We start from the raw sequence: 23,576 nt of genomic DNA on the forward strand, positions 1-23,576 counted from the left end.
TCGTCCGATCGATTGTGGCTCTTACATTAAAGGGTATAGACGTATGAATTTTCTAAAAAAGTTTCCCAATGGGCAATGCGCCTTATTAAAATCAGCCTTTATACCTAATGACCAACGTAACTCTTGCTGCATTGCAAAAGCTTCTCTCAGCTTGTCACTCATGAGGTGCCTTTCGACTTGCAAATAAGTTATGATAAGTCAACAACAACCTTGATTGCCCCTTTGGCTTCGATCGCCACCTTGAAGGCTTCTTGGATATCGTCCTGCTTATAGACCTGTGTGACGATATTCGCAATATTTGATTTATTATTTTTCAGGTGATCAACGACTTTGGAAATATCCTCGTGCGTATACCCGCTTGCGCCCTGAATATGCAGTTCTTTGGACATGATTTGGGCTAGGCTGACCGGCACTTCATTCTTATACACCGCAATAATCGAAATTCTCGCATGAGATTTAACGATTTTCATAACATTTTCGAACAGAACAACCGCACCGGCTACATCAATGAAAGCATCAACATCCGGCACGGGTGTAGGAGGACAATCTAAAAGTTGTGCTATAAAATATAACAAAATTGACTTTACGTCTCACATATTCATAAGGCTAATAGAACGAACCAGTCTCCTTTCATGGCGGCTGGTTCATTTCTTTATCACTTTTTCTTTAATTTTAATTGCTGTACCAGTAAGTTTTATTAATTTTTGCAGAGATATCTCTTTAGTAGGATCGGAACCTACCGCGCTTTCGTCTGAAGGCCAGCTCGGCGCTGTTGTGTCACTAACTGGATACTATCTGAATTATAAATAACCTTCACTTTGTACTGGCTAGGTAAACCCACAGTCTCAACTGAAGAAAATTGTCCATTCCGTTGATGCTTACCATGGGTTATGATCGTGACGACGCCGTTATCAGGTACATAATTATCCGAAAAATTCAGACGTAATTTCCCATTTGGATTTACCGCACCCTTGATTTCGAGCAGATCATTTTTACTGCTAAGGTTGAGCTCAAGTGTACCGCCCGCAGATTGTGTGTAATTTCCGCCGATGATCATCTTTCCAGAAACATTTTCAATTAAGGTTCCTGCGTTGTTCGCAACATCGCCGCTGCCGAACGCCGTCGCCGAATCGCCCACGAGTGTACCAGCGTTGATCTGTGTACCTCCGGAAAAAGTATTTTTGCCCTGCAGCTTTAAAGTACCTGTTCCCTCTTTTGTTAGCTTTCCTGTGCCGGAAATATCGTTCCGCCAGCGATCGAGTGCATAGAAGCCGCCTTTGCCGGCATCCATTGTCACGGTAACGTCGCGGTTGAAGGCGCCATAGCCGTCTGCGGCAGCAAACAGATTCAGACGTCCCCATCCTTCCGGATCATCGAGCAACGGATAACCGGACGGCAGGCCGGTCGTAGCCATTACCTCACGACGCTGCTCGTCGCTCAAGTAAGGCTGGCGAGTCTCCAGCAGCACCTCGGCGCCCTTCGGAACCACTACGGCTTCCGTCGTTGAAGCGATTGGCGTGAATCCATAGGTCAGGCGTTCGGTATACTCCTCTTTATTCTTCTCATAATCGCTGAAGCGATCTTCTGCCGTGCCCGTTTCGTTCAACAGGATCTCATGAGCCTGATCGTACGCGGCTTGCTTAAGCTCTGCATTATCCGGGTCCGCCAGAGCAGCAGCTGCCAGCGCCGTAGCCGTAACTCGTCCGCCCATGACATCAAGCGGCGAGTGCATGCCGGCAACGATCCGGCTATTGCCCATCTCGGAAGCGCGGGTCAGCATCTCCTGGAACCGTTCAGGCACTGCATAAGCCAGCGCCAGCGAGGCGAGATACGAGGCGTTCGTATGACCGCTCGGGAAGCCGCCATCCGTAGCCGGCGTGTCGGTATTTCTCGCAGGAACCAGCGTAGGCACGATGACAGAAGTATCAAGCCAACGCCATGGACGCATATAGTTGTAATAGTTTTTAGCCGGCGTGGTCGAAGCATAGTTGCCGCGCAGCTTGCCGATCAGGTCGACCATTTTGCCGAGCTCAGAGTCCGAATTGCCGCCTTTATTGGCTCCGTTGCCGTCGTTGTACTTGACCGTCGTGGCGTCGCCCGGGATGCTCGTAATGGTGGTGTGCGTTCCTGTTTTCTCGCGGTACACGTCCGCCAGCGAACCAAGACCGTCAACGGCTCCGTATGTTTGGTTGCGCCGGTCGTCGTAATAAGCCGCGATCTCCTCTTCCTCCGTACGGGTTTCGGCAAGATCAGCCACATACTGGATGTTGGCGTCCAACACTTCGCTGTTCAGCTTGGTGCCGTTGTCCCACGAAGATCCTGGCGTCCAGAGATCCAGATACTTGGACAGTAATCCGATCGTCGGGTTGGAATCAACCGTCTTATTAGCTGAGGAGTTGTTCTTGTAACTATCGACAAAGTGACCCCAAGCCGGCGGTGACGGCGGATTTACTGTCGATGGCTCTGAAGACGCGCTCGTATAACTTCCGCTCATTGAACTTACAAGTAATGACAGACCTAAAACTGCAGATAAATGCTTTCTTCTTATTTTCATTTTCAAATCATTTCCTGTACCCATTCTCTTAAATCTTCCTCTCGTGAATAAGAATTTTGGTTCGACATCAATGTAGCATTGGGGTATATACGCTTCAATAAAACAATTTCCGTATTATATAAAAATGGTACTTTGATACAAGGGAAGCGGCATAAATGCGATTTCACACCATTGAAAAAGAAGCCCAGAAACCCCCGTGTTAAGTTTTAGTTAAGCCGCAAATCCAATTATCTATGTGTAGTATAATTTTGCGAGGGGGGAGAAGATGATGCAAAAACGGAATTCAGTGTTTACCAACCTGGCTATATCCTATTTAACGATCGTTATGGTCATTGTCCTTCTTCTTTGCTCTATCTTTTATATGTATTTTCCTAGAGACTACAATGAAGAAATAAGAACTAAAAATCAGATGGTTCTTGAGAATGCAGCAAATTATATCGAATCGGCCGTTTTTCAAAGAGTAAAAAAAATATATCTGGATCTTTCCCTAGGGCAATCAGCCAACATCGATTTATATACAAAGAGTACTCTTCAGGGAAATTACAGCGAGATCATCGATATTCAGGAACTACTAAAGAATGAGGTCGCGAATAACTCGGATCTTGTTTATGCTGTTCATTTGTTTTATCCCAAACAAAAAGTTATGATTTCGTCTGTCTATGGGCTGAGATACTATGATGATGGAAGTAAAGACACATTCATGACTATGGATTGGATAGACAGGATGCGGAGTAATGATAAGAGCTTTTTATGGATGGAATCACGCTTGGTGCCCCAGGATATTTATACCAGTGTGTCTGGCAATAACAGCATGAATCCCTTGATCACATATGCCCATAGCTATCCTTTTAACGCCACCGGTGAAAATTGTGAACTGATGATTGCCATTGATATAAAGGAGGCTGCCATTAGTAAAATCATCCAAAACGTTATGCCTTCCGACTATAACAGCACGTTTATTATTGGTGAAAGCGGAGAAATCATTTCAGCAGCGGATAAAGGATTACTTGGAAGCAGAACCGGTAACAACTCATACATGAATAAAATTTTATCTTCCAATGAGACTGCTGAAAGTTTCAATGCTACTATCGATAATATCCCTTATGTGGTGTCCCATCACAAATTTAAGACGAATGAATGGAAAATCTACAATATAACTGCCTCAGATAACTACTATAAGAAATCCATATTTCTACAGAAGGTAGTACTGCTAATCTGTCTGCTGGCCATCATTGTGGGCATTGTCCTGTCCGGTATATTCACGATAGCAAGTTATAACCCTTTAAAACGTTTGATGGGCAAAATCAAAGGTTTGTTTGACAATCCTGCCGGATCTGAGTTGAATGAATACACTTTAATTGATACTGCGATCAATAAGCTGACAACCAGGGTGAGCAGTCTTGAAGAAACCCTCCAGATCAACCATCCGGTTATCAAGCACAATGTTGTGCTTAACATACTCAGAAATAATTACAGTTCTGAAGAATTGGCAGAACAACTGCAATCTCTGAATATATCAATGGCGTATTCCGATTACTGCTGCATGGTGATTGACCCGGTAAGTACAGGCTGCAAGGAACTTAGCTCCAAGACGATCCAGTATGTAATATACAACCTAATCAATCAATTGGAAGCTGCGGTCATTGATGAAAGTCGTATCATTGCTGAAGAATTGCCGGATAAAAAAATAGTTGCCATCGTGTGTACGAAAAATCCAGGGGAATGGCTAATCGAGCTGCTTAACGGCATGATCCTTACAGAAGTGAATCACCGTTTTGACCTGGAATATAAAGTATCCTTGGGTCATTGGGTTCAACAATTTAAGGATGTTCATCACAGTTATGTTGAAGCTCAGATTCTTATGAAATATGGTTACTTCCTGCCTGAAGTTTCAATGATAAACGATGTAAACCTGCTGAATAGGGAGAAAAGTAATCAAGAAATTCCGCATTCTATTCTCCTGAAGTTTAAAGAAAAGCTTCAGGCCAGGAATTTGAAGAGTGTTGTAGCAGCCCTAGACAATCTCATTGAACCTATGAAGGAAGGCATGTATTCAGCGGATTATTGCCATTTTATATTATTGAATACGGTATCTGTCTACTCGGATTACTTGAAAAGCGTGCGGTATAAACAAGCGGACAGTGTCAGGATGGATATACACAAGCAATATACGTCCATTTATAGCATCAACGGCTTTAGGGAGTGGTTGGTTCAGTCCATTACAGAATTTATAAGTCATATGGAGAAGCGAAGTGATGACCGAAATATGGAAAGCATCGAGGCGGTTAAGGAATATATCAGCAAGCACCTCTCAGAGGAGCTTTCTTTAGACACGGTTGCCGCTAAGGTCTATATAAGCCCCAAATACCTTAGCAAAATATTTAAGGAAGAGATCGGCATAAACTATACCGATTATGTAACCAAGAAGAGAATGGAGAAAGCATTGGAGCTAATGGCAACAAACAATATGACCGTAGAACAGATTGCGAATACTGTCGGATACGGTACATCAGCCTATTTCATCAAAAAATTTAAGGAAATCAACGGCTGTACGCCTAAAACCTATGTGCGGAGCTTAATGAAGCAGGCATAGAAAACAATAATAAATTTCAAATGAAAGGTTCATATGATGAAAACAAATAGACTTTCCCTGGTTGTCGTATTAATAACCCTATTGAGCAGTGCTTGTGGAACTCAGGAGGAAAAAAGTAAAGATAACCAAGGTTCAAATCATCCAGCAGCTTCTGTTGAAGACAAAAGATATAAAATATCGTGGACCATGCATCAGAACGAGCCTGTTCCTGAGAATGCAGAAATGATTAAATATATAGAAGATAAATTCAATGTGGATCTGGAGATATGGAATATCGAAAATAATAATTATGAAGCGCTCCTGGATCTCAGGCTTGCTCAAGGCGAGATCCCTGACCTCTTTCGGATAAGGAAACCGCAAGATTTATTGAAGTACCAGGCACAGGATGTGCTTGCCGAGATTCCAGAGGATGTTTTGAACAAGTATGCACCGAACATTATCAATACGATCAAAACAAACGCTTCCGGGTACCTGGATTATGGGAAAATTGGCGGGGAGTATTATGGAATCCCTGTGGTAAGTCCAACTAACATCTATAGAATACCTGTGGTATACAGACAGGATTGGCTCGATCATCTTGGTCTTAAGGTCCCACAGACTTTATCTGAATTCGAGAATGTCATGTATGCGTTCACCAATAAAGATCCTGATGGAAACGGCAAGAAAGATACTTACGGTCTTTCAAGTGAAGGATTAAATGTTGTTTTTGGAGCGTTTGGACAGATTGTCTTTGCCGAACAGCTTTACTTCGGAGAAAAGGATGATCATCTGGTCATCGGTGCTTTAGAACCTGAGATGAAGGAAGCCCTCCGCTACCTCCAAAAATGGTATAAGGATGGTATTATTGACCCTGAATTCATAACCGGAGAAAATAAAGGAGGCTACAAGCACCTGTCTCATGCCTTTATCAACGGCAGAATAGGTATGACCTCCATGGGCAACTACTACCACTGGATTCAAGCCGGTGATTATAAGATTATAAATGAACACGGCGAAGAAGTCCCTGTAGAAGCTGCTTTCAATTCGTTAGAGCTTTCAATAAAAAACCCAAATGCGAAAATTGTATTTGGACAACCCTTCACCGGACCGGAGGGAAAACGCGGATCTAAAGCCTATGCTAAACTGATGAATTTTACAGCTATCGGTGCCGATGCAGCCAAAGAGCCGGGGAAGATGGAAATAATATTGCAAATTCTTGACTATATAAGCGCAAATCCAAACCAGGATGAATTTATGACATTGAAATACGGAGTATATGGGGAACATTGGAAATCGGTGGGGGAGTCCACTGACGATATCATTATACTCCCTCCATTTGATGAAATGGTTAATTATACGAATCTGATTGGCTCCAATATTGGTATGACCGTTCCCAGCAAGCCTTTAGGCCGCAGAGAGCAATGGGCATCGACACTGAACCTGGATAAAAACGGCATATATAACGTCATGGAGGTTTCAACACCTTCTTTAATAAAGAACAGCTCAGAGCTTATAAAAATCAAAAACAAGGCCTATATTTCCATCATCACAGGGGACATGTCTCTTGATTACTTCGATACTTTCGTGAAGGAGTTTATGGCAGCAGGAGGAGATCAGGTATTAAAAGAGGCTAATGACTGGTTCCATAATAAAATAAAGAATTGAAGTTTCGAGTATTTATCAAAAGTCGACCGTCGTCTCTATTACCACAGAAAATGCCTCCCCGACACACAAGTTTGTGTATCAGGGAGGCATTATGGTTTAGTGCTCTACAAGAACGGTTGTTTTTGCAGTCGTCCTGTTGCCTGCATAGTCAACCGCTTCGTACGAGATCGTATACAAGCGTCCTTCGCCCATACCGGCGCGCTCTGCGCGAAGCTCAAACTCGAAATCGGACGTGCCGTACTCCGCTCCTTGAATGTCGGGTGCGGAATTTCCGTCTCCTGTACCGTTTTCCGCTTCACTGCTTGTGATGGAAACCAGTGTAATGGAGGCGATACCGGTGCCTCCTTCGTCAGAGGCATGCGGAGTAACGCGAATCGCTTCCATCTGATGTCCCATTGGCTTCAAAACCGGTTTATCCACCTCAAGCTCCAAGGTCGGTGCTTGCTTGTCTGCGAGTGCAAACGTCACCAGATAGGTCCGAACGCCGCCATCTTGTGCTGTTACGCGGATCTCGGCCGTGCCGGGAACGGTTTCGGCCTGTTTCACCAAAACCTCGGATGTATTCGTCAGCGCCTCTGCCGTAATGACAGGGATCGCGCTCGGATCCTCTAACTCAACCTCGTAATGTCTCTTGGACGGATCAAAGCCCGGCAGAGGCGTTCCGTTCAACATAATTCTCGAGAGCTCGCGGTTTCCATCAGCCATGGTGACCTCAGTCAACGGATTCCATCCGTCGCTGCCCGCGAGCAGCATAGCCGGCTCATATTGCGCTGCTTCCTCCACGGTCAGCTGCTTCGTCCAGCTGAATCTGCTCTTCGGATTTGCCCCGGGACCATAGCTGGCGAATTCGCCATAGCGTGCTGTTTTTTCATTATTGACATTCCCCCAGTTATTCCAGCCTTCAGGGGTGATATGTTCGCCAAGGTAACTGTTTATATAAATAACATTCGCATCTCCGCGCCAAGGTCTGCCAAGGGAAACGCCGGTAATCCCGGGCTCCGATGTAATCCGGCTGTTGAAGAAAACGTAGCCCGGCTTGCCTGCCCCCGTGGAAGCCGCAGTAACATAACCGCCCCTAAGGCTGTGGATAATGCTGCTCTCGAACACCGCCGTGGCATTGCCGAAGATAAAGTCAACAGTGCCTTCAATGTAGCTATCCAAATAGTAGTGACGGCCGTTGTTGGCATACAACGTGTCCTGATGGCCCCGCAGGCTCACATCGCGGAAGATCAGCCTATCCGCATTGGCATAGAGCGCAACGGCCTGCCCGGCGTTCATTCCGGCATCATTCTGAATGGTCAGATGCTCCGCCGTAAAGTCGCTCGCTTGTACCCTAAAGCTATAGCTATTCGAAGTTCCGAGCGGGTTTCCATTGGCATCCAATGTACTCGCCGCATCTCCGAAGACAAGAACGGTACCTTCCCTGCTCTCCCCGATCATGCGTACTTTGACTTTCGCTGATGGGAGATCCAGCTTCTCACGGTATGTTCCGTTTTGGATTTTGATGATTGTCGGAATGGAGCTGTTGCTTGGTACGGCATTTATGGCATCCTGGACCTTCGTGTATTGGCCGCTGCCATCGGCTGCTACGGTCAGCACCGGTGCAGGTGCCTCATGGACCGTAACGGAAGAAGCTCCCTCCCCGTCTCCATTCGATGCAGTTAAGAGATAATAATAAGGGTCCCCGTTTATAAGTCCAGTATCGGTGAAGAACGTATCGGTCAGCTCACTAGCAACGATCGCGAACGGTCCCGACGGCGATTCGCTGCGTTTAACCGCATAAGATGCGGCGCCTGGCACACTGCTCCAAGATAAGGAGATACTGCCGTTGCCCGGATCGGCAGCCAGATCCGAAGGAGCGGCAGGCGTGCCGTCATCGGCAGACGGACGGACGCCAACCGAAGCGGAATCTAAGCTGTGCGTGCTGCCGTTCACTGCAGTAACTTTATAATAGTACGGTGAGCCATTGTTTAAGCCAAAGTCTTCATAGGTGAGGGCTTCTACCTGCGCCACGACGGTGTACGGACCAACCAGAATATCCGCACGTTTCACCTGATAAGACAGGGCACCGTCAACGGCTTCCCATTGAAGCTTAGCCCCATGGGGTACCGGCTGTACCGCTATATCCGGCGTGGAGAGATGGGCATAAGGACTGACTGCTGCAGTTGCCGAGTCCGTGCCCTCGCCGCCGATGCTGGATGCGGAGACAACGTAATAATAGGTTGTTCCATTGTCCAATCCGCCGTCCCTATAAGACGTCGCGGTTACCTTGGCGGCTATGGTTGTATAGGGCCCTTCCGGATTTCCGCTTCGCTTTACCGTATAATGGATGGCATTCTCTACACTCTGCCAGACTAGATCGGCTTGCGTACTACGGGCGGAAGCGTTCAACACCTCAGGCGCTTCAGGCTTCACGGCAGCCGTCGACGGCGTTGCCGTTGCTTGATTGGATGGGCCGCTCTCTCCTGTTGCTCCCGATGCAGTCACGACATAATAGTAAGCGTTGTCGTTTTCTACCGTCGCATCGATATAAGAAACGTCCGTTATACCCGTAGCAATCGTCGCGTAAGGCCCGCCGTTCGCTGACCCCCGTTTGACGGAATAGGTCGATGCGCCCTCCGCAGCGGCCCAATCCAGCTTAACCATACCGTTGCCGGGGATAGCCGCTAGTCCTTTCGGGCTTTCTACCGGCTCTACGTAGACCTTGAGATTATCATAATAAATCGTTCCTTTTCCTGTACCCGGCATCTTGGCCGAGATCCGTCCGATGCCCGCCGTTCGAAGGTCCGCTTCCAAAGGCACGTCTTCCCCGGTCAATGTTTGGTCGATGTAGATGTCGGCAGTCTGCGCCGCTACGTTTGCCACGATCTTCAGGTTATACCATCGGTTATTTACCGGCGGATCCATCAGCTTGTAGTCGGCGCCGTTTTTCTTGTAGACGAGGGTATAGCTTGCTTCAGCAACCGGCGCAGTCGGCTTGCGGAGCTGGAAGGACAGTGCCGTCTTGCTCCCTGTATCGTCCTGCAGATTCAGCACGGTCGAGGTACCCGGCCATGACGGGGAGGTTACATCGACCTCCAAAACAAATCTGCCTTTTTGCGGGGCGAATTTACGGAACAGCTCTGTGCTAACGGCTGCATTATCGTACACCATTAACGATTTGTCAGAGACATTGCCGACGGTTCCTGCCGGCATTCCCGTAACGACGACTTTATGGTCGGCATCCTGCGGATTAGGCAAGAACGTATATCCTGCCGGTGTCGTTTCATTCGGTTCATTTTCGAAATCGTCATTCACATAGTAAATGGTTTCCGGTTCACCCTCGGCCGTTGCGCTTACCTCGTCCGAGTTGAAGCTGGTACCCTTATCATTTTTCGCTGCAACAACATAAAAGTAGGTTTTTCCGGCTGTTAGACCCGTATCTGTATACGAGGCTGCCGCGATGTCGGAGCCAATCTGCGTGTAGGGTCCTCCAGGAATCTCGCTGCGGAACACATCGTATCCCGCCGCCACCGGAACCTCTGTCCAAGCTAAGCTCACCGATTCAACGCCTGCCGATGCCGTTACCCCCGTTGGGGCCGATGGGAAATCCGCATCCAGAGCATTCACTGCAGCTTGAGAGAACACGGAAGCGTTGTACTTATTGACATCGTCATCTGCTTTTGAAGCATCCGCCGCGAGTCCGAAATAGACAGTTTCTCCCAGCGGGATCGTGGTCTTATCGATAACGGACCAATCGATGCCATCATTCGAAATAAGCGAAGTAATCTGGTCTCCCAAACGAACCAACTTCACCCAATACGGCGTATTGATAAAATCATCGGGCTCTATACTCATTACCGTTCCGCCGCTCGACAAACGCTTCAGCGTGATGCTTTTTTTGCCGTATTTGACATACGGGATAAGCAGCGCCACAAACTTGGAGGACGCGCTTAGACTCTCCCGGATCATCACGCCGGCCTCAGCCCCGTCATCGGTCGCCGTAATGCTCTCCACGCGGGCCACGATCTCTCCATTCCCGGTCATAGATTGATACGCGTAATGGAAGTTATCCGCATTACCGGCAATATCACCCGCCGACTTCACGGTAACATCGGAGGCGGATGCTCCCAGCTGCGTATGACCGGCTATTCCCGGCGATCCGATATCCGCCGACTGCCATGGCAGCGTGCGGCCCGGGGTATTCACGTGAACGGCAACGTTACTGGATTGGGTAGAGGTGCCCGTATCGTCGATTGCTCGAACCGTAAGAAAATGGGTGCCATCCTGCACATTGTCCCATGTCAACGAGTACGGAGCGGTTGTAGCCTCGCCCAGCTTGACATCGCCTAAATAAAATTCCACCTTTGCCACCGTACCGTCTGAATCGGATGCCGAAGCGCTTATTTCGACTTCGGATCCTTTCGTCACGACGGTGTGATCTGCCGGAGAAATAATGGCAGCTTCGGGATTAACCGAACCGTTTCCGGTAATCCCGTTCAAATAGACTTCCAAATTGGTATAACCGGAAATATGAATGCCGTTACGGTCGTCCGGGTTGTTCGGATTTAAGCCGTTGGCCGTTTCCCATTCGCTCGGCATGCCGTCATGGTCATCGTCAGCCAATGTCGATTCCGCCCTAGCAAATTCCAAATACCCGCCGACTTCCTTCTGCGAATTAATGTGCCGGCCTGACCGGCTTCTAACCTCTTGAACGACCCTCGCATCGATTGCATCTCTTCTAGGCAGTATAGCCCCTGCGCCGGCAAGAACACTCTCATAGGCAAGCTCTGCCGATTCCGGAGTCGCCGGGTTCGGCATTTCGACGGGCGAGCTCAGCTTGGATGCCGGATTCGCTACCTCTCCGACGCCCAGCCAATTGTCGGCCGTAACCTCGGCGGAGCCGTCCATCACATTGCCGCCAATGAAGATTCGCGTATTCTCGCTCACTCCGACAAATACCTGATCGCGAACGGAGCGATAGGTGCTTGGACCATACTTATAGTAGTTGTCTCGTAGGTTATACATCCCTTCTTCGCCGCCGTAAGAGGAGAAGAAGCCCCAGTTATAAATGACATTGTTATACATATCCGTAGGGAAGTTCGGAGAGCCGGCAAACCGCGGATTCCGGCTAACGTTATGCGCTATCAGATTGTGATGGAAAGAAGCGTTATTGCCGCCCCATATGCCGCCGTATCCGTGTCTTCCCTTCTGATGTGCCGTCATGAGCATGCTCTCCGAGACGACCGACCACTGCACGGTCGTGTTCTCATTCACATACATGCTTAGAACCTCATCGACTGACCAGCTGAATGAACTGTGATCGATTATAATATTTTTATGATAACGTCCGCCGAAAGCGTCGTCTTCGCTCGGATGCCGATCCCCCAGCCGGAAGCGCATATAGCGCATGATAAGATTATCGGCTTGGAACGCGGTGGTATAGTCGGAAACCGTGATTCCTTCCCCGGGAGCCGTCTGGCCGGCAATGGTTAAGTTTGATCCGGTTATTCTTAGAGGAGATTCCAGATGGATGGTACCGCCCACCCGAAAGACGATTGTCGTATTACTCCTGGCAACGCCTTCCCGAAGCGATCCCGGGCCGGAATCCGCCAGCGTCGTCACTTCATAAACGTCGCCGCCTCTTCCGCCGGTCGTATACATGCCTCCGCCTTCGGCCCCCGGAAAAGCCGGGATTTGTTCGTTTGGTGTACCAGCCGCCGTTTCGGCAAATGCTGTCCCAGACAGAGCGGAGACCAGCATGGAAGAAATTAGCAAACCCAAAAATAATTTTTTCAAAATTTGGTCCTCCCTTTAAATTCTAAAATGATCTTTCAAAAATGTAATGCAAACGCATTCATGACTCTCTGCCTTTATATCGAAAAACCGTCTTAGTAGCTTCACAGCAGGATAAGACGGTTTTCGCGAGTACGGTTATTGTTTATCCTTCAAATAAGCCGCTTTATATTCTTCCATCAATTGATCGCCGCCGGCTTTTTTCCATTTTTCGATTTCAGCTTGCCAACCCGCTTCATCAATTTTACCCATAATAAATTTGGTTTCGGCATCCGTAATCATCTGCTCCAGCTCTTTGCCTCGTTCCGTAAATATGGCCGAATCCAAAACAAGGGCCGGATTTTTTACAACGTAGTTTTCATTCTCTCTGACCATTTTTTTGTTTTTCAAAAACAGGTCGCTTTCTTTCATCGGTTTGTCCATATTATAGTTGTCGCCGCGTTGAATCAACGTATCTCGGTATGGCTTAACTTCTTTGAAATCCTTATCCTTATCGAGCGGAATGGTGAAGTCGCCTTCCACTTTGTAATGCGTGCCTTCGATTCCCTTGTTAAGGAGATATACCATTTCTTTGTCGAGCAGTTTGTTAAGGAATGTGAGCACTTGTCTCAATTCCTCTTCGGTTTTGACCGAGGACTTCGGAACGACTAACATCCCCGCATTGCCGCTTTCGCCAGGCAACCGGATGCCTGCCGGCCCTTCCATAGGAGCTACATCAAGGGAAGCTGTCGGCACTACTTTTATAAGGTTCGTCAACATGGTCTGGGCATTGCCGCCGGAGATTCGCAGCGCCACATGTCCCGATTCATACGCCTTATCATTAGTTGCGGAATCCACGACGGAGAAATCTTGATTAATCAGCTTCTCATCATAAAGCCGTTTGAATAACTTCATAGTGGCAAAAAATTCATCGGTCATAAATTCCGGCGTAAAGTTGCCCTGATCGTCAACCCCCCACTTATTAGGTCCTCCTTGGGAAACGCTAAGACGGGTCAAAGTAGAAGCCGCGTTTTGGTTATAATTTTTGTCGAGCAGCAAACCATAGGTGTCTTTTTCGCCGTTCTTATCCGGATCGCCCTCCGCTACGGCTTTAAGCACGTTGTACCAATCATCCAGCGTTTTAGGCACCGCCAATCCCGCCGCATCAAACCAATCCTTCCGGTATTGGACAACGGCACGCCCCATATCCCGGAAGAGCGGAATTCCGTATATTTTGCCTTCCACTTGAATGTTGTCAAAATAACTTTGCGGTTGCGCGGATAAGTTCTCGTAATCCTTGAGATACGGACCGATCTCCCAGAACAAGCCTTCCTTCATTGCACTGATGGTAGTCGGAATATAGCCGACCTTCATTAGTTTAGGAAGTTCCCCCGAGGCAATCATGACATTGATTTTCTCATCGTAAGCAGCCGTCGGAATCCACTGGAATTCCAAATTCGTGTTCGTGTACTTGGCAAGGGCCTGCTCAATCGGATTTCCTTTCGGGGGGATTTCCCCAACCTGATTGACTACGATCGATAGGTCGAAAGGCTTCGCCTCCGCTTGCGGAGTTTGACTTGCTTCGGGACTGTTGGTAGCAGCGTTCTGATTATTTCCGGAACTGCAGGCTGACAGAACAGTGGTAGCCAATAATACGCTCCCCATTAGTAGTGCTAATTTTTTTCTCATTCTTTTGCCCCTCCATTATCATTTTCTATGGATACTCCATACCCGCCAGAGGACGGCGATAGCCGTTTACGCTTGGTATGGAAGTACATAGCCCTTTGGCCGTGCAGCAGCATTAACCTTTAACCGAGCCGAGCATGACTCCTTTGGCAAAATGCTTTTGCAGAAACGGGTAGACCAACAAAATCGGAATCGTCGCAAAAACGATTACAGCCATTCGGATCGTAAGAGGTTGAATTTCCGTACTGTCGATCGTGGAGTCGCCGATACTGCTTGAGGCCAGTATGACGACCTCCCTGAGAAGCACCTGAATCGGCCACTTGGTGTTGTCGTTAATGTAAAGAATGGCGTTAAAAAACTGATTCCAGTGACCCACGGCATAGAATAATCCGAAGGTCGCCATTGCCGGCAAGGACAGCGGAAGCACGATTCGGAAAAGCACGCCCACTTCATTACAGCCGTCGATCCGCGCTGAATCCTCAAGCCCGTCCGGGATTTGCTGAAAAAAGTTTTTTAATACGATTAAATTGAATGCGCTGATCGCACCCGGAATCATCAATGACCACAAGGTATTGGTCAGATGCAGAGCTTTAACCACGAAATAGGTTGGAATCATTCCGCCGCCGAACAGCATCGTGAACAAAACCGCGAGAAGAATCGTCTGGCGTCCTCTCAGGTGGGTTTTCGCCAATGGATAGGCCATCAGCGAGGTGAAGATCAAATTAATAAGCGTTCCCAATACGGTGATATATATGGATACCAACATGCTTCGCACCAGGGTATTCGTAGAAAAAATATACCGGTAGGAAGCAAGCGACCATTCCTTCGGCCACAGGATCAAGCCCCCCTTGGCCACCTCGGCAGGGCTTGTAAAAGATACGGCCAATACATAAATAAAGGGCATCACGCATAAGAGCGCTATCAACAATAGAAGAGTATAGTTGACCGTATCGAAGATCCGATTGCCTATCGTTTTATCTTGAACCATAATGAAGTCTTCCTCCTATCTCGATGAATTGCCTTAATAAATGCCCTCTTCCCCGAATTTTTTCGCTAACCAGTTAGCCCCAAGCACCAGAATCAATCCGATAACCGACTTGAATATTCCGACAGCCGCGCTGTAACTATATTGGGCTTGAGTCATGCCTATCGTATATACATAAGTATCGAATACATCGCCTACCTCCCGGTTTGTCGGAGTAAGCATGAGATAAATATGTTCGAAGCCTGAGTCCATAAAATTTCCCAATCGCAAAATAAATAGAATAATAATCGTGCTGCGAATAGCCGGGAGCGTTATATGCCACAATTGCCGCCAACGTCCGGCCCCGTCGATTCTTGCCGCTTCATATTGCTGCAGATCGACCCCAGCCAGCGCGGCTAGAAAGATAACCGTTCCCCAACCCACCTCTTTCCAAATCGATTGCGAAATGATCATCGTCCGAAACCATTCCGCCTCCAGCAAGAAAGCTATTTTTTGGCCTGTAATCTGGTACAGAATCTCGTTCAGGATTCCGTTCTCAGTCGTAAAGAGAATATAGAAGATCCCCACGACAACGACCCACGATACGAAATGAGGAATATACACCAGCGTTTGAACAAAGTTTTTGAATTTGGCATGTCTCAGCTCATTCATCATAAGGGAGAGAACAATGGGTAACGGAAAGAAAAAAAGCAAGTTGTACATAGCCAAAATAACCGTGTTTCTAAAGAGCATGCCGAACTGCGGTTCCGAAAAAAATCTTTCAAAATGCTTAAAGCCCACCCATGGACTCTCAAAAAAACCAAGATAGGGCTTATAGTCCTGAAACGCCATCGTTACGCCGTACATGGGAATGTATTTGAAAATAATGAAATAAAAAATCCCCGGCAACAGCATTAGATAAAGCCACTTGTCTCGAACGATATCCTTTATTAGATATCCAATTTTGCTCTTGCCGGCCCGAGCATTTGCAACGGGTGTTCCTGCAGGAGCATACATCTCTTGCTTCATCTTCATGACCTCCTGTACGTATCTCTGCGGTTTCTGACCCTTATTATCGAGTCACTCGGTCACGACCGGCTATAGGGCTCAGAAAACCAAGCAGCGCTTCGGGCCATATTTGGCTTTAAATGCACTTCAATGAACTATTGGATGTGCTTTATAAAACGTATAGAGCAAAAAGAAAGACGCTGCGAGATTCGCAGCGTCCTTTATTTATTCAGCTTGCTGTAAGATTGCTCGTATTCCCGAATCATATCCTCACCGCCGGCTTGCTTCCACTTTTGCAATTCTGCCTTCCAACCTGCCTCGTCAATTTGTCCCATAATAAAGCGGGTCTCTGCATCCGTAATTATCGTTTCCAGTTCTTTGCCCCGGTCCGAGTAAATTACCGAGTCCAGAGTCAGAGCCGGATTCGAAATGAGGTAGTTATTATACGACTTGACGATTTGCTGGTTCTTGCGATATAGATCAGGCTGCAGGCTCGGCTTAAGCAAAGCCTCTTCCTCTCCAAGGTAGGGCAGCATGTCCCGATAAGGCTTAACCTCTTTAAAGTCCAAAGTCCGGTCCAACACTTCCGTAAACTCGCCCTTCTCCGCCCAGTGCCGATTTTCCACTCCTTTGGAGATAACCGTTTGCATGGAAGGCTCAAGAAGCTTATCCAGAAAATCCAGTATTTTTCTAACTTCTTCTATAGTCGAAACGGAATCTTTGGAAATGGCAAGAAAGCCCGCATTCCCCGGCTCCTCCGGTACCCTGAAACCGCCCGGCCCCGTTAGCGGAGCTGCATCCACTACCCCGTCAGGATCGTATTTGGACAACTTATCCTGCCAAGTTTGGGCATTTCCTCCACTAATTTGAATGCCGGCACGACCCGAGTCGTACAATTTCACCGTTTCAATCGTATCGATAATCGGAAAATCCATATTGATCAGATTTTCTTGGTACAGCCGTCTGAAAAGCTTCAACGTTTCGTAAAACGGCTCGGTCATGAACTCGGGGGTGAATTGGCCATTCTCGACCTGCCACTTGTTCGGCCCTCCCTGAGATACCGAAATTCGTGTTAATAAAGAGCTGACATCTTGATTGTAGCGCTTCTCCAGAACCATTCCATAAGTATCGTCTTTCCCGTTTCCATCCGGATCCTCCAAGGTGAGCGCACGGGTCACCTGATACCAATCCTCTAATGTAACCGGCATCTTCAGGTCCAACACCTGGAACCAGTCCTTACGATATTGGATCGTTGCGCGGCCAAGGCTGCGCATAATCGGGATGCCGTATATTTTTCCATTAACGGAAATGTTCTCGTAGTACCGCTTATTAATTGCCGCTAAATGAGGATATTCCTTCAGCAAGGGACCTAATTCCCAAAACTGTCCCGCCTTCAGCGTAGAGATAAAACTCGGCGAATATCCCAACTTGACCAGCTTGGGAAGCTCTCCGGACGCAATCATCAGCCTAAGCTTTTCATCGTACGCAGATAAGGGTATCCATTGAATCTGCAAATTCGTATTCGTGTAGGCTTCGATAGCTTGTTCCACCGCATTATTTTTGGGTGGCAGCTCCCCTACCAAGCTTGCCCCTATTGACAAATTAACAGGCCCATCGGTAGATGCCAGTTTATCGTTATCGCTTAATCGGCCGCATGCAGCAAGAAGGCTGGACAAAAGCAGAATACTGAGTAGAGTCGCGGAATACTTCTTCATTCGGTGCTCCCCTTCATAATCTTTTCCCGGTATTGTCCTGGCGTTATATTGAACATCTTTTTATAACTTCGGATAAACGAGCTGTCATTCTTATACTGCATTTTCGAACCGATTTCCGAAACTTTCAAATTCGTTGTTTCCAACATAATCTTGGCCATCTTAATCCGGTAATCCATTAAATACTCGCTAAACGGAACTCCTATTTCCCGTTTGAAAATGCGGCTTAAATAGACCGGATGATAGTTTAACATTTGGGCGCAGGATTCCAAGCTAATCTCCTGATCGTAATTTTCCTGTATGATCTTGACCAGCCTATCTGCAATTTTGATGTACTGCGTTTCGGATTTCTCGGATAACATCTGGATCAGAGGGGCAAACAATTTGGATTCGAACCAATATAAAATTTCCTCGCGAGTCTGCAGATGAAGCAGCCCTTCTACGGACCACCCTTCTCCCAAAACCTTTTTAAGCGAACCTCCTTGCTCCTGAACGATTTGCAGCACTCTGGAAACAAGCTGTATGAGCATCGTCTGGTGCTCATGCGAATACCTGTCTTTGTACAACAACGCATCCAGATACTGCTGGATGGTATCGGAAGCGCTGTTCGGCTGCATTTCACGTACGGCGTAAATCAGCCTTTCCTCCAGTACTTTTAAATGGGTATACTCATGCTGGTCCGCCACCAGATTATTTACGGTATCCCTGTAATGCACGATAATTTCCGGACCTAAGCTGATCCGGGCTTTTAAGGCGGATAAACTCTCTCCATAGGCTTTAACCGTACCGGTTAGATGATTAAAGGGGTCGCTGATTCCAATACTCACCTTCAGCTTCATTACATCTTCGGCGTTCCGTTTAATGCGTTCGGCGAATTCATAAAGGATGAGCCGGACTTGCTCGGGCTCCTCTTGATCCGTGGCAACGAGAGTGACTTGAGATTTGTTAATGGTTATAGGACTAAAGCGAATCGATGCCGGCAGCACCTCTTGGGCGATATTGCTGATGGCGTATAGCAGCAATTCACGGTCTTCTTCGCCGTAGCGGGTTTCCTGCAGATTATCTATCTGAAGCGTAAGAACGCCAAGACTCTTCCAGCCTGTAGGAAAACCGTTTAAGGGGGATCGGTACATATAATCGTTCTCCGTCAACTGTCCCGTAAATAGCTTTAAAACAAAAAATTGCTTCAAGTGGCTCGCCTGATCGGACATTTGCTGCTCGATACGGTTTCTAGACGTGGCCAGTGATTGCATGCTGTGCTTTATGATTTCCAGTTCATCGCTTTTAAGCGGAACAGTCTGCTCCTGGAAGGAAGAACCGAGTCCCTTTGCAACCTCCAGCAAATGCCCGATTGGGCGGTACATCCGGCGGCTGCCGTATAAGGCTGCCGCAAGGACAATGAATAGGATGGCTGCGCAGACGTATACGGTCAGCTCCGCGATTTTGCGCGTCTCCTTCTTCAGATCCCCGATGGATACGACGGAAACGTAGGTCCAGCTGTTGTAACTGGAAGAACGGTACAGCACGGCTACCTCTTCTCCGTTTAACTTCATATTAAACAGTCCAAATTGCTGATCCGGTCTTGTTTGCAATCGATCGGCCAAGGCAGCGTTAATCTCCTCATAACCCTCTTTATTTGCGCCCGCTCCCAAAATATTTACCCCTGACCGATTTAAAATATAGCTGCTGTTCGACGTAGCCGAGGACAAAGCATCATTAATTTCAGATGCGACAATGCGTATGACGAGAATTCCTTGCGGTTTATCGGTCTGCGGGAGAATCGGGATTTTTTGGACGAGTGTAATCGCTTCCACCGGTTCGGTGAAATCGCCGTTCGTTGCCGTCATACCCGTATACCACTGCATGCTTTTCGCACCTTTAACGTAATCCAGCAGTTCCTGGCGGTTCTCGAACTGGTCCAGCGGTTTTAAAGTATTTAGATTTAGAGCCCAATTGCGCTCGATATTAACCAAATAAGCTTGCGTAATGACAGCATCGCTTGATTGAAGATTGTACATTTCGGCGGTGAGATTCCTGATCGGTTCAAAGTCCGCAGGAGTATACGATACATTCATGGCCGTCTTAACGACGGAAGAATTGGCAAATTGAGTAGCCGAGTTCTCGATAGACTTCAGCATCTGCTCTACCCGCATCTGAGTCTGCGTTAACCATTGCATATTTTCCTCTTTTACTTTTTCCTCGATATCCCCGGAGGCAATGAAATAGGAAAAAATTCCGATTAGTATAGCTGGGATCATTCCTAGTAAAAGACTGTATGACAATAAGCGTAACAGATATCTGCTCAATTTGTATCCTCCTATGCGCCGCATCCGGATAAACCGCTTTCAATTATTCGCTCAGGTTTTTTCCAATAGGCTTTATATAACCTTGATGATGATTATATATGATGCTTATCTATTTTTACACATTTCTGGACGAAGCTACTTGCATCATCTAACGCTTCATGTGTTTCACGCAATATGCAGCAATTAACTTTTTGACTAAAATAACAAAAGAGGCGACTAGAGCAGCGTACCTTCACTCTCTAGTCACCTCTACTGCAGTCTTCTTATAGCCCGACATACTCAAAATAATCAAAATCGGCGTAGTTAGAGCTGCTCCATCCGTTCCCGCTCGCAAAAAGTCCGATATATGCCCCAATAAAGCCGCCTGCTTTATCCGTACTCAATACGGTTCCGTCAGCGTTTTCTGCAATGGTTTCCCACTGCTCAGGTTCTGTGCCCGCAGCGAATCGAAGCGATTGCCCCAGCGCCTCAAGCTTCAAAAAGATTTTTTTCGCATTCATCACCCTGGAACCAAGCTCGGTCTCCCGGCCTCCTTCTCTGCAGACGACCCTGATCACCGTTTGCCCTTTGCCGTTCAGGCCGCATTCGAATCGGTAGTGGAAATCGTGATTTTGCAGCGCAACAAGCCCTGCCGTTTCAGACGGTCCTTGCGGTGAAAATTCCATCGCTGCCCGGACGGCAAAGGAAATATGCTGCTGCCTGCGTCCGACAAAGCTCGGATTACTTCCTTTGTCATGGGCTCCGGCTTTAGCCGCAGGCGAAGGTGGCCGGGACGTTCCGTCAAGCTCCAGAACTCTCCTCGAGGCGTTCGGATAAAATTCCATCTTTCCTCTAAGACAAGGCTATCGAAATGATCGCATGCCGGTAGTGTCGGCCAAGGCATTTCAGGCAAATTCGGCCGCGCTATTTCCCATTCGATAATGCCTTTTCCAGGGTTCACTACAGGCCAGCCGTCCTCCCACTGCAGCGGAACAAGAAACGTTTCCCGCCCCATATTCCGATAATATCCCCCATATGGACGAGAGGCCAGACAAACCATCCACCATTCTCCATTTTGCGTTTCCACGATATCGGCGTGTCCGACGTTCACGATACCGTATTCCTTGCCAAGGTGACGGTGCGTTAGAATCGGATTCATCTTGCAATTCTCGTACGGTCCGGCGATATTCTCGCTGCGGGCGATTGTAACGGAATGCGTAAAGCCGGTGCCCCCCTCTGCTATGATTAAATAATAATACCCGTTGATTTTGTACAGATGCGGACTTTCCTGGGCATGAATTTGCTTTAAAGCGCCGTCCCACAAGCTAATCTTCTGTCCAGTCAGCTGCTTCGTCTCCAAATCCAGCTCCTGCAGCCAGATTTCCATATGCTTTGGATATTGCTGTCCCGCCGGCGGGACACGGTTGCCCGTATAATAGGCTTTGCCATTATCATCGAAGAACAAGGACGGATCAATGCCTGGTGCCTCATTTAACCAATAAGGATCCGACCAAGAGCCGGCAGGATCCGTTGCCGTGACAAAGAAATTTCTCCTTGCTCCCGCAGCGCTTTCCACGAACGTCGTAATCATATAGAAAACGCCTTGATGGTACCGAATCGTAGGCGCATAGATGCCGCGGGATGTCGGAGTGCCGTCCAAATTCAATTGGGAAGGGCGGTCCAACACATGTCCGATTTGCTTCCAATTGACCAAATCTTTACTTTGGAAAATCGGAACGCCGGGGAAGTACTCGAAGGTGGAAGTCACCATATAATAGTCCTCTCCTACCCTGCAAATCGAAGGATCCGGATAAAAGCCGGGCAAGATCGGATTGCGAAACGTATTCATTGGATCAGCTCCTTTGCTGCGTGACTACCTCTAAATTCAAGACCAGCCAAAATGAACGGTGAAACGGCCTTCGGATCATCCTGTACGATAGGCTCCCCAACGTAGTAGGCGAAGGAACCATCGCGATATGGTGAACCCCCGAGTCCGGCTACGGCGTTGCATTGAATCAGGTGCAATTTGCCTTCGTTGTCTTCTCTTACATGATGCTGAAGCAAGCCGTCATACCCTCGGCGAGCGATATCGCCAGCTTGACCTTCTAAGTAGCCTAAATGCTTGCCTTTGGCCAGCGCATAAGCGAACATTGCGGTTCCCGACGATTCCAGGTAATTTCCGTCTCTTCCGGATTGATCGAGCACTTGAGGCCATATCCCCGTCTGAGCATCTTGTACGCGGGCTATTGCACCCGCCATACGCTCCAGCACGAAGGCCAACAGCCCTCGACTCGGGTGGTCTACCGGAAAATGCTCAAGGGAATCCGTTAATGCCATTGCATACCACCCCATAGCTCGGCTCCATACATGCGGTGATCGGCCTGTGCGTTTATCGGCCCAAAGTTGTTCGCCGGATGAATCCCATCCATGATGAAGCAGACCGGTTTCCGGATTATGAGTTTTCTTTTCAACCAAAATGAGCTGGTCCGCCGCCATATCGAGCCAGGCACGTTCCCCTGTTAGTTTTCCGTATTGGACAAGAAATGGGGCTACCATATATAATCCGTCCAGCCACATCTGGTGAGAGTATCCTTTCTTGTGCCAGAATCCGCCTTCCTTCGTACGGGGATGCCCTTTCAGCTGCTTGACGAGAAGTTCGATTGCCTTCCGGTATTTTGACTCCCCGGTTACTTCCAGCAGAAGAAACAGAAGTTTGCCCTGATTAATTTGATCCAAATTGTAATCCTCCAGGCTGTAGGTGCGGATGCTGCCGTCCGCCTGAACGAATAAATCCATCATGCCGCGTATGAACTCGAAATAACGTTGTTCACCCGTTTGCCGATAGCACTCCTCGAGCGATCGCAAAAAACAACCGTTTTCGTAATGCCAGCGCTTCGTCATAAATTTATAGGCTTCTGCTTGCTCATATCTCTCCATGAACTGGTCGGCCCATTTCAAAGGATTATATTTGTTATCTGTTCCCATGCTTCTATAACCTCCAAATTAAGATTGAGACTTTGAAGAATAGCAAAATATGATAAAGCTATATATATGGCATTAAAGATTTATAATTCGACGTGCGATGGAAGCAGTCGGTTCCGCTCAAAGTCAGGACTTGGGACGACGGTTCGAATCTATATGAAAAATCATACAGAAGTGTCCCTGAGACGGAAAAATCGTGACATCTGTATGAAAAATCGCATACAATCTTCTTAATCGGCGTTCATCCCGACTGTTATATATGAAATTTCATACAGATGAATGGGCAGGCAACTAAGGACTGCAACTGCCCGCCCACCGGAATGACCAATGAGTGGTTAGGGTTCTATACAAATGTTTATTGCCGAATATATATACCAATGTTATCTGAAACATA

At 47.6% G+C, this 23,576-nt stretch carries 11 protein-coding genes and 1 pseudogene; 2 read left to right on the forward strand and 10 right to left on the reverse strand.

What is annotated here, in order from left to right:
- Window positions 1-188: 188 nt before the first annotated feature.
- Both DFP97_RS07990 and DFP97_RS07995 read right to left on the reverse strand, forming a co-directional pair.
- Entirely contained in the window at window positions 189-530 is a 342-nt protein-coding gene (locus tag DFP97_RS07990) for a zinc-binding dehydrogenase (RefSeq protein ID WP_245975990.1), read from the reverse strand.
- Window positions 531-736: 206 nt separating this feature from the next.
- Window positions 737-2,554, reverse strand: a complete 1,818-nt coding sequence (locus tag DFP97_RS07995; RefSeq protein WP_114379579.1) for a phosphatase PAP2 family protein — start codon at window positions 2,552-2,554, stop codon at window positions 737-739.
- A 325-nt stretch (window positions 2,555-2,879) separates the two neighbouring features.
- On the opposite strand from DFP97_RS07995, the gene DFP97_RS08000 reads away from it, so the two are divergent.
- Window positions 2,880-5,147 (forward strand): helix-turn-helix domain-containing protein, encoded by a 2,268-nt coding sequence (locus tag DFP97_RS08000; RefSeq protein WP_245975992.1) that lies wholly within the window; start codon window positions 2,880-2,882, stop codon window positions 5,145-5,147.
- Between the two features lie 33 nt (window positions 5,148-5,180).
- Complete coding sequence (locus DFP97_RS08005; protein WP_114379470.1) at window positions 5,181-6,791, forward strand: extracellular solute-binding protein; 1,611 nt, start codon at window positions 5,181-5,183, stop codon at window positions 6,789-6,791.
- 96 nt (window positions 6,792-6,887) lie between these two features.
- On the opposite strand, the gene DFP97_RS08010 is transcribed toward DFP97_RS08005, so the two are convergent.
- The 8 genes and pseudogenes from DFP97_RS08010 to DFP97_RS08045 all read right to left on the reverse strand — a co-directional run bounded on the left by DFP97_RS08010 (window position 6,888) and on the right by DFP97_RS08045 (window position 23,185).
- Entirely contained in the window at window positions 6,888-12,569 is a 5,682-nt protein-coding gene (locus DFP97_RS08010) for a pectinesterase family protein (protein ID WP_245975995.1), read from the reverse strand.
- A 135-nt stretch (window positions 12,570-12,704) separates the two neighbouring features.
- A complete protein-coding gene (locus DFP97_RS08015) occupies window positions 12,705-14,234 on the reverse strand; it encodes an extracellular solute-binding protein (protein ID WP_114379471.1) in 1,530 nt (509 codons plus the stop codon).
- A gap of 112 nt (window positions 14,235-14,346) precedes the next feature.
- The gene (locus DFP97_RS08020; protein WP_114379472.1) at window positions 14,347-15,219 is read right to left on the reverse strand and encodes a carbohydrate ABC transporter permease; all 873 of its coding nucleotides are present in this window, start codon (window positions 15,217-15,219) and stop codon (window positions 14,347-14,349) included.
- Window positions 15,220-15,252: 33 nt separating this feature from the next.
- Window positions 15,253-16,224, reverse strand: coding sequence for an ABC transporter permease (locus DFP97_RS08025; RefSeq protein WP_114379473.1), 972 nt, complete (start codon window positions 16,222-16,224; stop codon window positions 15,253-15,255).
- Window positions 16,225-16,424: 200 nt separating this feature from the next.
- Complete coding sequence (locus DFP97_RS08030) at window positions 16,425-17,918, reverse strand: extracellular solute-binding protein (protein ID WP_114379474.1); 1,494 nt, start codon at window positions 17,916-17,918, stop codon at window positions 16,425-16,427.
- Window positions 17,915-20,221 (reverse strand): helix-turn-helix domain-containing protein, encoded by a 2,307-nt coding sequence (locus DFP97_RS08035; protein WP_114379475.1) that lies wholly within the window; start codon window positions 20,219-20,221, stop codon window positions 17,915-17,917. The genes DFP97_RS08030 and DFP97_RS08035 overlap by 4 nt, the downstream gene beginning before the upstream one ends.
- Before the next feature lie 263 nt (window positions 20,222-20,484).
- Window positions 20,485-22,049, reverse strand: a pseudogene (locus DFP97_RS08040) (glycoside hydrolase family 43 protein).
- On the reverse strand, window positions 22,046-23,185 hold the full coding sequence (locus DFP97_RS08045) for a glycoside hydrolase family 88/105 protein (RefSeq protein ID WP_114379476.1): 1,140 nt from the start codon (window positions 23,183-23,185) through the stop codon (window positions 22,046-22,048). Before DFP97_RS08045 ends, DFP97_RS08040 begins: the two are co-directional and overlap by 4 nt.
- Window positions 23,186-23,576: the final 391 nt, after the last annotated feature.

Origin of the sequence: Paenibacillus prosopidis (genome assembly GCF_003337375.1) — a bacterium.
Lineage (GTDB): Bacteria > Bacillota > Bacilli > Paenibacillales > Paenibacillaceae > Pristimantibacillus > Pristimantibacillus prosopidis.

Bases quoted from the DNA above. Each gene is read 5' to 3' on its own strand.
- DFP97_RS07995 (WP_114379579.1), bottom strand. From the start codon at position 2,554: ATGAAAATAAGAAGAAAGCATTTATCTGCAGTTTTAGGTCTGTCATTA.
- DFP97_RS08000 (WP_245975992.1), top strand. From the start codon at position 2,880: ATGGTCATTGTCCTTCTTCTTTGCTCTATCTTTTATATGTATTTTCCT.
- DFP97_RS08005 (WP_114379470.1), top strand. From the start codon at position 5,181: ATGATGAAAACAAATAGACTTTCCCTGGTTGTCGTATTAATAACCCTA.
- DFP97_RS08015 (WP_114379471.1), bottom strand. From the start codon at position 14,234: ATGAGAAAAAAATTAGCACTACTAATGGGGAGCGTATTATTGGCTACC.
- DFP97_RS08020 (WP_114379472.1), bottom strand. From the start codon at position 15,219: ATGGTTCAAGATAAAACGATAGGCAATCGGATCTTCGATACGGTCAAC.
- DFP97_RS08025 (WP_114379473.1), bottom strand. From the start codon at position 16,224: ATGAAGCAAGAGATGTATGCTCCTGCAGGAACACCCGTTGCAAATGCT.
- DFP97_RS08030 (WP_114379474.1), bottom strand. From the start codon at position 17,918: ATGAAGAAGTATTCCGCGACTCTACTCAGTATTCTGCTTTTGTCCAGC.
- DFP97_RS08045 (WP_114379476.1), bottom strand. From the start codon at position 23,185: ATGGGAACAGATAACAAATATAATCCTTTGAAATGGGCCGACCAGTTC.